General features: G+C 59.4%; 12 protein-coding genes. 2 read left to right on the plus strand and 10 right to left on the minus strand.

The genetic code is table 11. The annotated features are described in order from the left end of the window. The first annotated feature begins 17 nt into the window (after nt 1–17). Nucleotides 18–881 (plus strand): efflux RND transporter periplasmic adaptor subunit, encoded by an 864-nt coding sequence (locus tag AC30D7_RS09875; RefSeq protein WP_305410107.1) that lies wholly within the window; start codon nt 18–20, stop codon nt 879–881. A gap of 45 nt (nt 882–926) precedes the next feature. On the opposite strand, the gene AC30D7_RS09880 is transcribed toward AC30D7_RS09875, so the two are convergent. From AC30D7_RS09880 to AC30D7_RS09890, 3 genes are read right to left on the minus strand one after another with little or no spacing between them, the layout of a single operon-like run. Beyond that, the gene (locus AC30D7_RS09880) at nt 927–1,325 is read right to left on the minus strand and encodes a DUF4440 domain-containing protein (RefSeq protein ID WP_028940322.1); all 399 of its coding nucleotides are present in this window, start codon (nt 1,323–1,325) and stop codon (nt 927–929) included. 46 nt (nt 1,326–1,371) lie between these two features. After that, nucleotides 1,372–2,196 (minus strand): SDR family oxidoreductase, encoded by an 825-nt coding sequence (locus tag AC30D7_RS09885; protein WP_305410106.1) that lies wholly within the window; start codon nt 2,194–2,196, stop codon nt 1,372–1,374. Nucleotides 2,197–2,228: 32 nt separating this feature from the next. After that, complete coding sequence (locus tag AC30D7_RS09890) at nt 2,229–2,693, minus strand: multidrug transporter (protein ID WP_490133912.1); 465 nt, start codon at nt 2,691–2,693, stop codon at nt 2,229–2,231. A gap of 178 nt (nt 2,694–2,871) precedes the next feature. On the opposite strand from AC30D7_RS09890, the gene AC30D7_RS09895 reads away from it, so the two are divergent. Continuing rightward, nucleotides 2,872–5,610, plus strand: coding sequence for an RHS repeat-associated core domain-containing protein (locus tag AC30D7_RS09895; RefSeq protein WP_490133913.1), 2,739 nt, complete (start codon nt 2,872–2,874; stop codon nt 5,608–5,610). Between the two features lie 93 nt (nt 5,611–5,703). Here AC30D7_RS09895 and AC30D7_RS09900 read toward each other — a convergent pair whose 3' ends face one another. From AC30D7_RS09900 to algG, 7 genes are all read right to left on the minus strand, one after another. Continuing rightward, a complete protein-coding gene (locus tag AC30D7_RS09900; RefSeq protein WP_490133914.1) occupies nt 5,704–7,155 on the minus strand; it encodes a mannose-1-phosphate guanylyltransferase/mannose-6-phosphate isomerase in 1,452 nt (483 codons plus the stop codon). A 259-nt stretch (nt 7,156–7,414) separates the two neighbouring features. Continuing rightward, nucleotides 7,415–8,071: an alginate O-acetyltransferase AlgF gene (locus AC30D7_RS09905; protein WP_096479570.1), complete on the minus strand. Its 657-nt coding sequence runs from the start codon at nt 8,069–8,071 to the stop codon at nt 7,415–7,417. 15 nt (nt 8,072–8,086) lie between these two features. Continuing rightward, nucleotides 8,087–9,262 carry an alginate O-acetyltransferase gene (locus tag AC30D7_RS09910; protein WP_490133915.1) on the minus strand — a complete coding sequence of 392 codons (1,176 nt, stop codon included), beginning with the start codon at nt 9,260–9,262 and terminating at the stop codon, nt 8,087–8,089. An 11-nt stretch (nt 9,263–9,273) separates the two neighbouring features. After that, nucleotides 9,274–10,839 (minus strand): MBOAT family O-acyltransferase, encoded by a 1,566-nt coding sequence (locus AC30D7_RS09915; protein WP_490133916.1) that lies wholly within the window; start codon nt 10,837–10,839, stop codon nt 9,274–9,276. Nucleotides 10,840–11,054: 215 nt separating this feature from the next. Beyond that, complete coding sequence (locus AC30D7_RS09920) at nt 11,055–12,188, minus strand: mannuronate-specific alginate lyase (RefSeq protein WP_490133917.1); 1,134 nt, start codon at nt 12,186–12,188, stop codon at nt 11,055–11,057. 11 nt (nt 12,189–12,199) lie between these two features. Beyond that, complete coding sequence (locus AC30D7_RS09925; protein ID WP_019581111.1) at nt 12,200–13,654, minus strand: alginate O-acetyltransferase; 1,455 nt, start codon at nt 13,652–13,654, stop codon at nt 12,200–12,202. Between the two features lie 10 nt (nt 13,655–13,664). Beyond that, complete coding sequence (algG, locus tag AC30D7_RS09930; protein ID WP_490133918.1) at nt 13,665–15,266, minus strand: mannuronan 5-epimerase AlgG; 1,602 nt, start codon at nt 15,264–15,266, stop codon at nt 13,665–13,667. Between the last annotated feature and the right edge of the window lie 15 nt (nt 15,267–15,281).

The following is a 15,281-nucleotide window of genomic DNA, read 5'->3' on the forward strand; positions in this document are numbered from 1 at the left end:
CACTGAAGAAGGCCTTGATGAAAAAGCTTTTCAGCCTGCTCGCGACCCTGCTGGTGCTGGCCCTTGCCCTGTGGATCGGCCGGACCTTGTGGGTGCATTACATGAACACGCCCTGGACCCGTGACGGCCGGGTGCGCGCCGACATCATCAATGTCGCCGCCGACGTGACCGGTGAGGTGGTGGAGGTGCCGGTGCGTGATAACCAGTTGGTGAAGAAAGGCGACTTGCTGATGCGCATCGACCCCGAGCACTACCGTCTCGCGGTGAAACAGGCGCAGAGCCTGGTGGCCTCGCGCAAGGCCACGTGGGAGATGCGCAAGGTCAACGCCCATCGCCGCGCCGACCTCGACAACCTGGTGATCTCCAGGGAAAACCGCGACGACGCCACCAACATCGCCGACTCGGCCCTGGCCGATTACCAGAACGCGCAAGCGCAACTGGAAGCCGCCGAACTGAATCTCCAACGCACCGAAGTACGGGCGGCGGTGGACGGCTACGTCACCAACCTCAACGTCCATCGCGGTGACTATGCGCGCATCGGCGAAGCGAAAATGGCGGTGGTCGACATGAACTCGTTCTGGGTTTATGGCTTCTTCGAAGAAACCAAACTGCCGCATGTTCGCGTGGGCGATAAAGCCGACATGCAATTGATGAGTGGCGAAGTGCTCAAGGGCCACGTGGAAAGTATTTCTCGCGGCATCTACGACCGCGATAATCCGGAAAGCCGCGAGCTGATCGCTGATGTGAACCCGACCTTTAACTGGGTGCGTCTGGCGCAGCGGGTGCCAGTAAGGATTCACATTGATGAAGTGCCGCAGGGCGTGCTGTTGGCGGCGGGGATTACGTGTACGGTGGTGGTGAACCCCCCGGCTGGCGAATAACCTGTGGCGAGGGGGAAAGCCCCCTCGCCACAGAAAGTGGCCGTGTCAGCCTTGGCAAAACGTCTCATGCAAATGCCGCCAAACCACCTTGCCATCGGCCTGTTTCTCAAACACCACCGAGGACCGCCGATCAGAATGCAGCCCCGTCGCATCGGTCTGTTGCTCGCGGTAACTGACCACTGCGCCACCGTCATACAGCGCGACACCTCGCAACTCGCTGAGCTCAATTCTGAACCCGAGCTTCTTCCCGCCCGCGAGCAGAAACAATTCATTCAACGCCTCGAAATCCAGTACCCGGCCCAACGGCGAGACCATGGAAAACTGCGGTGAAAAACGCGTCAGCAATTGCTCAAGCTCGGCCTCGTCCCGTTCCTCGGCCAACCATTGCTCGATGGCTACGTGGGCCTGGATCACTTCGTCAAAGTATTCGGTGTAGTCGGTCATGCTGTTTCCTGAAAGTCTGAAAGTGTGTTTTGACGCCTTCGCGGTCTCAGAGCTGCCCGCGCAACCCGAACCGCTTCATCAACCCCGACTCCAGCAACCCTTTTGGCAATAACCCCGCCATTAACGGCAACGCCCGGCTGCCGTTACCCAAACGCACCAGACGCGGCGTTTTGCTCTGCTGTACTGCCTTCAGTAAACCGGCGGCAAATTCACTGGCCGGCGTTGGTTTATCTTGAGAGGCCTTGGCCCGTGCACGAATACCTTCACGCAGTGGAAACCACGGGGATTGTTCGGTGATCAATTGCTCGGCTTCGTGGCCGGCATTTTTCGCGAAGCTGGACGCGATGGCCCCAGGCTGAACTTCCATGACCCGCACGCCGAACGGCGCCAGCTCCATGCGCAGCGCATCGCTCAAGGCATGCACGGCGGCTTTCGAGGCGCAGTAGGCACCGGCAAACGGCGTGACCAGAACCCCGGAAACGCTGCCGATGTTCACCACCAGCCCCCGGGCGCGACGCAGTACCGGGAACATCGCGCGAGTGACGCCGACAATCGCAAACACGTTGGTTTCGAACTGGCGCTGCATGGCCGGCACGCCGCCATCGAGCAGCGGCCCCATGGCGCCATAGCCGGCATTGTTGATCAGCACGTCGAGGCCGCCACGCTGCTGATTGATCCGTTCGCTCAACTGTTCGAGCGCCGGGCCATCGTTAACGTCCAGCTGCACGGCGGTGAAACCGGCGGCGGTGAGGGCTGCCACGTCTTCAGCCTTGCGGGCACTGGCCCAGACTTCGTAACCGGCATTTTTGAAGGTGTCGGCGAGGGCGCGGCCAATGCCGCTGGAGCAACCGGTAATCAACGCAACAGGCATGGCGCGGTCCTTGTGCAAAAGAAAAAGGGGGATCAGTCGGAGAAACTACCCTGCAACCGTTCAGCGCGAAATTCCAGGGTTTGCGGGCGGTAGCCGGGGCGCAAGGGCGGTAGCGGCAAGCAGTCTTCCCAACTGCCGCCGGCCTGCAATTCACCGGGGCCGCGATAACGTGGCGCAGCGTATTGATTGTCGGCCAGGTTCACCGTATCGCCCGGCGCATACGCCGCGATGCGCCAGCGCAACTCGGTCAGTGGCACGTCGTTGCCGTTTTTCATTGTCAACTTCAACGGCCGGTCTGCGGGACAGTGCTCGGGTGCGTAAGTGATGCGCAGCTCAAGGCGTGCCAGTTGCTTGATTTCGCGGTTGTCCAGCCAGAATACCCACGTCGCCACCAGGCCCAATCCGACAGCGGCCGCCACGGAAACCGGCACGGCCTTGGCCGGATAGCGCAGCAGCAGGATCAGCCAGGTGATGACCAGCAGGACGCCGATGAACATGTTTGAACGCTCCTTGAACGGATAACCGACATCCTACCGAAGGGGCACGAGAATGGATATTCGGTGAGCAAGGGGTTGTACCGTTGGTCGGTACTGTAATTTCTGACAGTAGCCAGCCATGTTCTTGAAACGTTAGAAGACATTGGCCGACGGGGCTGTTATTCGATGGACAGAGGCGATGGAAATGCACCACAAGACGCCCACACTGAGGATCTTCGATCCGCGCGGCCTGTCGATTCGCTTGGTAGATTACTGGCGCGCCATCGAAAACCTGCCCGCTGAGGTCCGCATCAATCGCACTGCTCACAATGGCGCAGGACGTGCAGTCAAACAGTGGGATCCGCGGTTATGGGCGCTGCAAGAAGGCGATCCCCTGACCCCTCCCAATCTGATCACGGTGTATTCGCTGTCCGGGAACGCGTTGCGCACGGACAGCGTTGATGCCGGAACGCAGATCACCCTGCGCGGTCTGGCCGACGAAGTGTTGTCGGACTGGGACAGCCGCCAAACACGTCGCGAGGTCGAATATGACGATTTGCTGCGGCCCGTGGCGGTGTTCGAACAGGGCGCCGTGGAGCCCCGTCGCTGTGTCGAGCGCTTTGCTTATGGCTACCCGGGCCAGGGTCATCAGGACCTTAACCAGTACGGCAAACTGATTCGCCATGACGACCCGGCGGGCAGCGTACTGTTCGACTCGTTTGCGATCAGCGGTGAAGGCATCGAAAACACCCGCCACTTCACCCTTGAGCCGGTAACCCCCGATTGGCCGGAATCGATTGATGATCGCCGACGGCTGCTCGAACCGGGGACTGGGGCGACGTCCAGGTGGCGTTTCGGCCCGTTGGGTGATGTGCTGGAACAGACCGATGCCAAGGGTAATCGTCAGACTTTCGGTCTGACCGTCGATGGCCGATTGCGCGAAAGCCGACTGCAATTGAAGGATCAATCCATTTGGCAAACGTTGGTCAGCGAGATCCGCTACAGCGCCCAAGGGCAAGTCGAAGAGGAGGTCGCGGGTAACGGGGTGCGGACGACGCTGGCCTATCGACCCGAAGACGGTTTGTTGATGGAGCGTCGGGCACAGGATGCCAGTGCCCGAATGTTGCAGCATCTGATCTACGACTATGACCGGATGGGCAATGTCTTGAGCATCGAGGACAAGGCCCTGCCCGTGCGCTACTTCGCCAACCAGCGCATCGACCCGATCAGTCGCTTTTGCTACGACAGCCTGTACCAGTTGATCGAAGCCTTTGGCTGGGAGGCGGGCGGTCCCAATCAAGGCCCCGAGTCGGTTGGTCGCACCGATCCGGCGGCCGTCAGCAACTACCGGCAGACCTACAGTTATGACGCGGGCGGCAATCTGCTGAAGCTGACCCACGTCGGCGCGCAAAACCATGGGCGCGATTTGAAAGCCGCCTGCTACAGCAACCGTTGCCTGCCCTGGCGCAACGGCGTGCCGCCTACCGAAGACGAAATCGCCGCCGCATTCGACGCCAAAGGTAATTTGCTGGCGCTGGATCAGGGACGGTTATTGACCTGGGATCTGCGCAATCAGTTGGCATCGGTGTGCCCGGTGGAACGCGCCACCAGGCTCAATGACCGTGAGGCCTACGCCTACAATGGCGCTGGCCAACGAGTGCGTAAAATTCGCTCGTTACAGACCAATGCCCGGACCGTGGAGGTTGAAGTGCATTACATGCCGGGGTTGGAACAGCGAACCGACAGTGGCACTGGGGAACAGCGGCAGGTCATCATCGCGCAGGCCGGCCTCAACACCGTGCGGGTGTTGCATTGGGAAACCGAGCCACCGTCTGGTGTGACCAACGATCAGTACCGATACAGCCTGGTTGATCAGATGAACTCCTGCATACTGGAACTCGCCGATGATGCGCGAATCATCAGTGCGGAAACTTATTATCCCTTTGGTGCAACAGCCTGGTCTGCCGGTCCGAACGACACCGATGGGGATTACAAAACCGTTCGCTACTCAGGCAAGGAGCGGGATGCGACAGGGCTTTATTACTATGGGTTCCGGTACTACATCTCGTGGTTGCAGCGTTGGCTCAATCCCGATCCTGCCTTGGATATCGATGGTCTTAATCTGTACCGCATGGTTCGAAACAATCCGATAGGGTTGGTTGATATGGAGGGTCTCGCACCTACTCCCAATAAGCCCGTAGTTCCTCCACGACCGCCCTTTCTTATGCTGCCGGTCGCAATCAAACCGGCGGTCCCACCCCGGCCTGCTGCTCTGCCTCTGCCGAATCCAGGGCTAACGGTTGATCCCTCGAAAGCCGCGGTGGTCGCGCCTCGAAGACAGCCTCCCATATCGTTGCCAGCGGCGGATAGGTCAAATGAAGCGCTTCCTTCCTATGCTGGCAGTTCAATGACTGTGGGCTCACATCAATTGATGCTTACTGGATCGGGCGATGTCATAGCCATGAGGGGGGACAATCGTTCCCCCGACACAATCCGTAAAGCGGGTGGTTTTTTTCCCAGGGATAACAGAGGGCCAGAAATCAAGGATGAGTTCAGGCGAGGGGTACTGGCCAAAGGCATTAACTCGTTGTCCCAGGAACACGTTAGAAGCCCCGTTCCAGGGTACGTATCGACCGGGATGGATGAAGATTCAGGAGGTTACGGTGACACAAGAGCCTACCTGTACCGGATGGAAATTCCGGATTTGAAGGAGCGAGACATCAATGATCAGACGCTGGGGCTCAAATCGTCTTTCAAATTCACTCCCAAAAACCGTCTGGATGCCAGATTTTTGATGAGTGATGAAACCCTTGATCAGTCAGGTTTCGTGGCGATCATTCCTCCCATGACAGTGGAAATGACCTTTGTTACACCGATTCCAAGTTCCTACATCGTTGCCGTCAGGGAGGCGAAGAGTACTCAATGGAAACCTTTTTAACGATGAAGACCAAGATGTAAAAAAACCCCGCCCAACCCGCTGCGGATAGGGAACGCAGCTGGCTGGACGGGGGCTTCTTGTTTTACTGAACGCTTACTGCGCGATGGTTTTCACCGACACGCCGCGCTCGATCGGGGTGGAGCGACCGTAGATATCTTCGAAGCGTTCGATATCGTCTTCGCCCAGGTAGCTGCCTGATTGCACTTCGATGATCTCGAGTGGAATCTTGCCTGGGTTGCGCAGACGGTGAACCGAGGCGATCGGGATGTAGGTCGACTGGTTTTCAGTGAGCAGGAACACGTTTTCGTCGCAGGTCACTTCAGCGGTACCGCTGACCACGATCCAGTGTTCGGCGCGGTGATGGTGCATCTGCAGCGACAGGCACGCACCCGGTTTGACCGAGATGCGCTTGACCTGGAAACGACCGCCCATGTCCACTGAGTCGTAGGAGCCCCACGGACGATAGACTTCGCAGTGGGTCTGGGTTTCGCTGCGGCCCTGTTCGTTAAGGGTGTTGACCATTTGTTTCACGCCTTGGACCTTGTCCTTGTGGACGATCATCATGGCGTCCTTGGTCTCGACCACCACGATGTTTTCCAGGCCGATCACCGACACCAGTTTGCCGTTGCCGTGGATCATGCAGTTTTTGCTGTCCTGGATGACCACATCACCTTTGGTGACGTTGCCGTTGGCGTCTTTTTTATTGACTTCCCAAAGCGACGACCAGCAACCGACATCGCTCCAGCCAGCGGTCAGAGGCACGACGCAGGCGCGCTGGGTCTTCTCCATCACCGAATAGTCGATGGAATTGTCCGGGCAGCAGGCGAAGGTGGCAGGGTCGATATCGACGGTGTCGGCATCCTGCGCGCTACGTTCCAGCGTCAGTACGCAAGTGTCGTAGATGTCCGGATCATGTTTTTTCAGCTCTTCGAGGAAGCGGCTGGCGCGGAACAGGAACATGCCGCTGTTCCAGAAATAACCGCCAGACTGGACGAACTCGGTGGCGCGCTTCACGTCGGGTTTTTCGACGAAATGCGAGACACGGCTGACGCCTTCCGGCAGCAAAGCATCGTTGGTGGATTTGATGTAGCCATAACCGGTTTCCGGTTTGGTCGCCGGTACGCCGAACAGCACCATCTCGCCACGCTCGGCTGCCACGGTAGCCAGGGCCAGGGCGCGTTGCAGGGCTTTCTGGTCTTCCAGGACGTGGTCGGCCGGCAGCACCAGCATCAACTCGTCGCGACCTTCATTGACCAGCATCATCGCGGTCAGGGCCACTGCTGGCGAGGTGTTGCGGCCGAAGGGTTCCATCAGCACGCGCTGCACGTCCAGGTTGCGGGCGCTCAGTTGCTCGTTGACGATGAAACGGTGTTCCTTGTTGCAGACCACGATCGGGGTGTCCATGCCTTCGAACACCAGGCGCTCGAGGGTTTGCTGGAACAGCGTGTGTTCGCCGGTCAGGGCGAGGAATTGCTTGGGGAACTGCTTACGGGAAAGCGGCCAAAGACGTGAGCCACTACCACCTGACAAGATCACCGGAATCATGTTGTTACTCCTTTAAAATCGATTGGTTAGAGCTACGAACGTTCTGTCGTTTCACTCTTGTTTTTGTTCCGTAATCAGATCGGCTCACCGATTCTGTAGCAGCTGCCGAGCCTGCGAGGCTGCGTTCGGCGACGTAGTCGTCGTGAATCCCGTCAATGCGGTCATTCAGAAAGACCGAGTTGCTTGGATTGCGACTGCTTCGCAGTCGGACGCAGGCTTCGCCAGCTGCTACAGGGTGATCACCGTCCTGATGAATTAATCAGCGCGTCGACACTGGGCGCTTGACCCAGACTGGCGACAGGCTGCTGCCGTTGCCGGTAACGTACAGCACCGCCGCTTCACCGCGTTCCAGGGCAACCGGTTTCACGTCGCCGACTTTCTTGTCGCCTTCGTACAGCGCCAGGCTGACTTTCACCGGGTTGATTTCACGCTCGCCACGGCCCTTGGCGGCCACGTTCGGCACCACATCGGTCTTGCCGTCGGCGGTTTTCAGGGTCAGGGCCTTGTCGCTGAGGTTCTGCACGCGCACCAGGGATTTCTGCTTGTTCTTGAACGGCGGCTCTTCGATCAGTTGCGGCGCGCCGCTGGCGTTGTTGACCAGAGTGTAATAGTGATCGCCGGCCAATTTCACTGGCAGGGTCTGGCTGCCGATCTTGGCGCTGTAGTCGCCGCCCGGCATGAAGCTGAAATCAGTGCTGGACAGCGGCGCGACTTCGTTCAGGTTGGTGGTGCCAACGGTGGCGCTGACTTCAGCGTTACCGGCGTTGTAGACCCGCACGAAGGTGGAGCCTTTCGGTGCGGTCGGGCCGTAGAGGGCGGCGTCGCCACCGGCGAAGGCCTGCATCGAGAGCACGCTCATGCCGGCGACGAGAGCAAAGGTCTTGGCGAGACGGCGAGGAGTAGTAGTGAAAGTCATGGGTGTACCTCTCTTTCAGTTTTGCGCCCGGTCGGGCGTCTCGGATTTGGTGTTTACAGCTACGTTTTGTTGGCGAGCGCCGGCTTGTTTAAGCTCTGCGACCCACTGCGGGTCGGCGTCACCGATTTCGTTGTTCACAGGCAGATATCGTTCAGGGAACTCCCAGATCAGCACTTGTGGCGGGCTGTTCTTGAAGGCATCACTTTTCAGGTAGCTGAGCATCGGCAGAATCGGGCCGTGGCCGTCTTCGGCGTAACTGACCACATCGCTGTGCAGCGCTTCTTTCAGCGCGCCGACGAAGTTCCAGTTCGGGTTGGCGCTGTAGCTGGTGCCGACCAGGGCTACCGGCACTTCAGCGTTGGCGAACAACGCGTCATCACCGGCAGCCTGGTCCTGGACCGCTACGGTGTTGCGCTTCTGCAAAGGTTCTGGCGCTGGCATCAGGTTTTCGAACAGTGGGTCCAGCGGCAGGAACAACCGCAGGTCACCCTTGTGCGTCACCTTCTCGGCAGGTTCGGTGACGAAGTTTTGCGGTTCGCCGCTGAGCGGTGCCTTGTCGGCGATGGTTTTGGCCAGGGTCTGGGCAGCGACTTGTGCACCTTCCGGGGTCCAGTGGGTGTCGGTGCGCAGGAACACTTGCTGACCGTCGTGCTTGGCTTGTTGCAGCGGGCCGAGCAGGTCAGGGGCGAGGATCTTGTCGGCCGCCACACGAGCGTGGAAGTCCTTGTACAGATTGGTGTGGATACTCGCCGGCTTCACTTCACCCAGGTGTTCCGGGTACAGACGCGTCTTGGCCGGCACGATCGCCATCACCAGTTGCACGCCTTGCTTTTTCAGTTCCTGGCGCACGCCTTCGACCAGCGCGTAGTTGCCTTGCAGGTTCAACTCTTCGTTGACGATCGGGTGGAACTCTTCATCGCTGTAGAGCCACTGATCGCGACCGAGCACCACACCCGGACGACCTTCGTTGAACAGTTTGAAATCCAGCGCGGCCCAAAGGTTGGTGCCCAGGCGTTTGATCGGGAACTCGTCGTCGTAATGCGTCTCGACGGCTTTGGTCCAGCGACCGTTGAGCACAGTGGCATCGGCGTTGGTACTGAAGCCGAAGAAGCTGCGTACCGACCACAGGCCCAGGACCAGCAAGGTCACCAGGAACAGGGCGATGTAGAAGATGCGTAATGAGCGGGTCATGGTCAGATCCCTCAGAACTGGAAGTAAAGGAACGGCGAGAAGCTTTGCGCCGAGAGTTTGAGAATCGAGGCGATGAACAGCAGCAGTACCAGGGCACGCATCACGTAACGGGACCAGTCGGCGGTCCAGTAGGCCGGTTGCACAGTCGCTTCAACGCCGACGGTGTAACCCGGTTGGTGGATGCTGGCCGGGTTATCGCCCGGTACGGCTTTGATCGTTCCGGGTGTCGCCGCAGCCGGGCCATCGGTCTCGGTGTTCACCGCAGGTTTGGTTTTGACCGGCGGCTGGTTGGTGTAGAAATCACGCAGGCCGAAGAACGCCAGGGTCACGTAAGCCACCACCAGGGTTGCCACTTGCAGACCGGTGAGGCTGGCCTGGTTGAGTTCCGACAGCGACCATTCGCCGAAGCTGAACATCGCGCCGTACATGCGACCGGCGACGTGCAGGTTCTCGGCACGGAAGATCACCCAGCCCATCACCACCAGCAGGAAGGTCAGGACCCAGCGGATCGGGTTGAAGCTGCGCGGCGAGGTGTTCAGGCCGATGGCTTTTTCGATCGCCAGCCACATGCCGTGCCAGGCGCCCCAGACGATGTAGGTGATGTTCGCACCGTGCCACAGACCGCCGAGCAGCATGGTCAGGAACAGGTTGCGATAGGTCATCAGCGTGCCTTTGCGGTTACCGCCGAGGGTGATGTACAGGTAGTCACGCAGCCAGGTGGAGAGGCTGATGTGCCAGCGCCGCCAGAACTCGGTGATCGATTGGCTGATGTACGGCTGTTTGAAGTTTTCCATGAAGCGGAAACCCATCATCAAGCCCAGGCCGATGGCCATGTCGCTGTAGCCGGAGAAGTCGAAGTACAGCTGCGCGGTGTAGGCCAGGGCGCCAAGCCAGGCGTCACCCGTGGTCGGGTTCTGCAAGGCGAAGCAATGGTCGGCCACTACCGCCAGGGTGTCGGCGATGAAGACTTTCTTGATGAAGCCCTGCATGAACCGCGTGGCACCTTCGGAGAACTTGTCGAGGGTGTGGGTGCGGTTGTTGAACTGATCGGCCAGGTCGCGGAAACGCAACACGGGGCCCGCGATCAAGTGCGGGAAGATCGCCACGAACGCGGCAAAGTCGATCAGGTTGCGGGTGGCCGGGGTATCGCCGCGGTAGACGTCGATGATGTAGCTGATGGACTCGAAGATGTAGAACGAGATCCCGATCGGCAACAGCACGTGGGTCAGGATGAACGGCGACAGACCGACCGAGGTCATCATCGCGTTGATGCTCTCCACGCCGAAGTTGGCGTACTTGAAGTAGCCGAGGATGCACAGATCCACCGCGACGCCGAGCAGCAGCCAGCGCTGGGCTGGTTTGCTCTTGACCCCGGCGGCACCGACTTTCAGGCCGATCCAGTAGTTCCACAGCGTGACGGCTGCGAACAGCGCAAGGAAGTCCACACGCCACCAGGCGTAGAACACGTAGCTGGCGATCAGCAGCAGCAAGTTGCGATAGCGTTGCCCGCTCAAGTAGTACAAGCCGAGAAAGATCGGCAAGAACAGAAACAGGAACACATTGGATGAAAATACCATCCCGATCTCTCCATGTTTAACCAACAGTCAAGGGCCAAGGCCCCCCCAAACCCCCCACGAAAATCCGGGGGGTATCACACAAAAAAACTCATGCCTGACACTGATCCTTGTGGGAGCGGGCTTGCTCGCGAAAGCGGTGTGTCAGTCGACATCATGGGTGAATGTCAGACCGCATTCGCGAGCAAGCCCGCTCCCACAGGGGGATTGCGTGTGTCCTAAGAACCTTTGTTGCCTTTCTCGTTGGCCGGGTCGTAGACCTTGGTCAAATCCCCGCCGAGGCGGAACGACTTGAACGGCTGCATCTTGTGCTTGAGTTCCAGCACATTCGGCGCGCAGGTGTAGAGCGAGCAGAACGGTTCGAGCCAGGCGAATTTCGAGTCGATCTTGAGATCGGTCATGTCCTGGCCTTTACCGTTTTTCTGCTCGAATTGATCCGGGTCGTTCACGCCGGCCAGCACGCGATCACCCAGGCGTTTCAAGGCGCCGTTGTTTTCCTGACGCAAATCCACACCGTTGGCCTGGGCGAAACTGGCGATCATCGCCAGCGGCGGCAGGGCATAGTTGTGGTAGGCGAGGGCGCGTTGCTGGCGCTTGAGTTCGTTAGGCAGGAAGCCTTGGGCATCGATCTGATTGGCCCCGACCTTGAATTCCTTCACGGCCCAATCGAACAGGTCACGGCGGTTGGTGGCGACCGACGTCGCCATCACCGACCAGGCGGCCCAATACGAGTGGTTGTTGGTCTGTTCGAGCGGCAGGTTGTCCCAATCGCTGACCACCTGGTCGGCCATTTTGCTGAACCAGGCTTCAATCACCTGCGCTTGTTCCTGGTGGGTGGCCAGGGGATGCGAGTCAGAGAATTTCAGGCGGATATAGGACGACGCCATGCTGCCCAGCGCCCATTTGCGCATGGACTTGCCGGTGTGGTTGAAGTCCCTGGACATCAACGCATCGGCCTTGGCCCAGGCGGTCAACCAGTCGAGGGTGCATTCCAGTTGTTCCGGGCGACCGTCACGCATGAACTGCATCACTCGCTTGCTGGTGCCACGCTCGATCTTGGTGATGTCGGCGGTGGTGTCGCGGAAGGCTTTTTCCGATGCCTCGTTCAGGGTCGAACGGGACTTGTCGGAGCCTTCGTATTTGCTGCGAAACTGCAGGGCGCCGGTGTAGGGCGTCGGCATTGCATCGCAGCCTTCGCTCTTGTCGCCGGTCTTGAATTTATCCACAGGCGCGAAGTAACCCTGGGGCGGGTGCAGTGGCGCGGCGGCCTGGGTGGCGCCAGCGAACATCGCCAGAGCCAGCAGGGAAGGCGCGAGTAACTGTTTCAAAGTTCGGGTTTGCATGCAGTTCATAAGAGGTAGCCTCATTGCCCGGCTTGAGCAGTACGCTGCCCGGTGCCGGAGAACACGTTGCGTTTGCAGATTTTCGCTTCGACTTTCTGCGGCGCGGCGCCTGGTGTTTCAGGCCCCTGGACTTCAACGGCCAGCAGATTCTGCGAGGCCCAGTCTTCGTCCGTGCGCAACTCGAAAGCGAAACGCCCGTCGGTCTCGGAGGTTTCCGGCTTCTCGATCTTGATGTCCTCATGACGCCCATTCATGTACCAGAGGGTGGCATGCAGGGTTTTCACCGACGTATCGGCGAAGCGGATATCGACCTGGTGGTCGCTGTTGCGCAGGTCCAGGTTCTTGCTGTTGACCATCAGTTCGTTTTTACCCGGCTTCAGTGCGGCGCTGCCGCTCATCTGTGCATCCTTGCCTTCGCAACCGTTATCCAGCAGCGCCATCATCTGGCGGTAGATGGTTTCCTGGTCGAGGCGATAAAGCGGCGAGAACTCCCAGATGAGAATCTTCGGTGGCTTGGTCTGGAACTCTTCGCTGCCCAGGTACTGCAGCATCGAACCTTCCAGGCCACCGCCGGGGAATGCCACGTTGAGGATGTCGGCGCCGATGGCCTCTTCGAGGAAACCGGCGAAGTTGTAGTTCTTGCCGCTGTGGCTGGTGCCGACCAGGGTGATTTGCGGGTTGCCGGATTCACCGAACAGATCGCCATCCGCCGCTTCGCCCTTGGGCTCGGTGGTGAACTGATCCATGTACTGGATCGCGTAGCTGGTGCCACAGAGTTGACCCGCCATGTTGTGCAACGTTCCGGTCTTGCCCATGCGACCCGACTTATGGGTCTCGAATTCACGTTTGGGAATGTCGGCGAAGGCCGGCATTTGCTTGACCTTCTCGGCGACGATCTTCGCGGTGCGCTGGGCGCCATACGGGGTCCAGTGCTGGTCACCGCGGAAGTAGAAATCGTGGGCGGGCAGGGTGTCGGGCAGCGATTCGTTGGTCAGCGGTGACAGGTCAGGGACCACGTAGCCCATCTGCGCAAAACGCCCGAGCATGGTTTTGTAGTTGGTCAGCGCCTTGTCGAAATCGTATTTGGCTTTTTCTTCCGGGTTCAGCTTGTTGCGGTTCACCAGGCCACGGGTCGGCTGGTAAACGATGACCAGTTCCACGCCTTTGCTCTTGAACGCATCGTGCAGCTGCTTCATGCGTTTGTAGCCGGCAGGCGTGGTATCGAATTCGGTACGCAGGTCTTCTTGCGTACGGAACAGCCAGTCGCCTTGGGCCTGCACCAGCGTGGTGAAGTTCTGCTGATAGCGGGTGGTGTAGTTCTTCGGGTCGTGGGCTGCCGGGCACAGGCTGCAGCACGGCTCGGCGCTGAAGCTCGGCGCCGCCTTGGCGTCTTCGGCACGCACGCCAGTGCTGGCCGCAAGAATGCCCGCAGTCAGGGCCGACAGGCTGAGTAATTTGATCAAGTGTGGGTGCATAAAATTATCCTCAGTCCCGCATTTCGGTCTGGCGTTCGACAGGGTCGATCAGCACGGCTTTCTGCTGGCGCACCAGCAGGTCGAGAATTTCATCCTGGCGCTCGCCCAAAATCCCCGAGAAGCTGATGCCGCTGGTTTTGGTCGGCGCGAGCATCGACACGCGATACAACTCCACGCTCAGCGGCGAGTCGATCGACAGCGGTCCGCTGCCGTTGGCGGCCAGTTCACCGCCGACCACGATCAGCGACACTTCGGCATCGAACGGGTCGAGCTTGATGTCCCGGTCGGTGTTGGTCAGGTCTTTGATGTGCCCGTAGACACCGGTCAGGCCGTTGGCCATCGAGACGTTTTCGTACAGGCGAATGTTCACGCTGTTACGAATACGGATGCCGTGACGCCGGTTGCTGATCACCTGGTTGCCCCACAGCAGGTTGTCGGCACTCTCGTAGAGGGTGATGCCGTCGGTGTGGTTCTTGTAGATCTCGTTGTAGGCGATCAGGTTGTTCACACTGTTACGGTCGATCACCAGGCCCGACAGGTGGTTGTCGTAGCTGCGGTTGTTGAAGATGAAGCTGTCGTTGACCTCACGGGAAATAATGATCCCGTGCTTCTTCTTCGTACCGTACACCGTGTTGTCGGCGATGATCAGACCGTGGGAACGGTCATGGGGGTCGATGCCGTAGACGATGTTGTCTTTGTAGGTATTGCCCTTGACCACGAAGTCGCGGGTTTCGTAGCAGTAGAAGCCGTACCACATGTCCGAGAACTCGGAGCCGACGATCCAGCCGGTCGGTTCAGGGCGCTTGAGCACCTTGGCCATGTTCGGCGTGTATTGGGAAATACTCACGCCGTAGGACTTACTGTTGGCGTAACCGAAGCTGGCAATCTTGCTGTTGGCGATGTAGGTCTCGGTGCCGCCCCAGGACAACAGGAACGGACGGAATTCCTTGGGCGACGAGAAGGCCGCCGGGCCGTTGGCCTTCTCGCTCCAACCGGTGATCTTGGTATCACGCACAAACAGCTGACCGTCGTTGACCAGGAATGAGCCGGCCTCTTGGGACAGGCGCAATTCCTGGGTCTGTTTGTCGATTTCCAGAATGCCGTGTCTGCCCACCACGATCGGCAACTTCGCCAGGAACACACCTGGCGACGTTTCGCTGAGGTACTGCTTGGGCAGCTTCTTGGTCAGGTCCTTGAGGTTCATGTAGCCGTCGTCGACGAAGATCGCCTGCGGGATGCCGTGCTGACGCACCACCCACTCGGCCATCTTGTTGTCGCCGCCGATGAAGTCCTTCAAGGCGTCTTCCTGCATCATCCGGCGTATGCTGATCTTGCCGGGCTTGGTGCGCACGATTTTCGCGGCAATGGCTTCGGCGGTGTAGCCAGAAGTGTCCGGCAGTTTCGGCTTGGCCAGGTCCAGCGGCGCAGTTGGCGCGCTGCTGACGGTGTAGGTCTTGGCCTGTTGCAGCCCCTTGGCTATGGTCGTCGATTTGCGCTGCTGTTCAGGCTGCTGCACAGACTTGGCCGGTTCGACGGTGGCGAAGGCGGTTGCGCTGGCCAGCAGCAGCGCGCCGGCCAGCAGGCTGATCGAGCCTTTCTTGGCGCTGTTCATGTCGGGCACTCCCTT

It is taken from the genome of Pseudomonas sp. DF5, assembly GCF_058148225.1.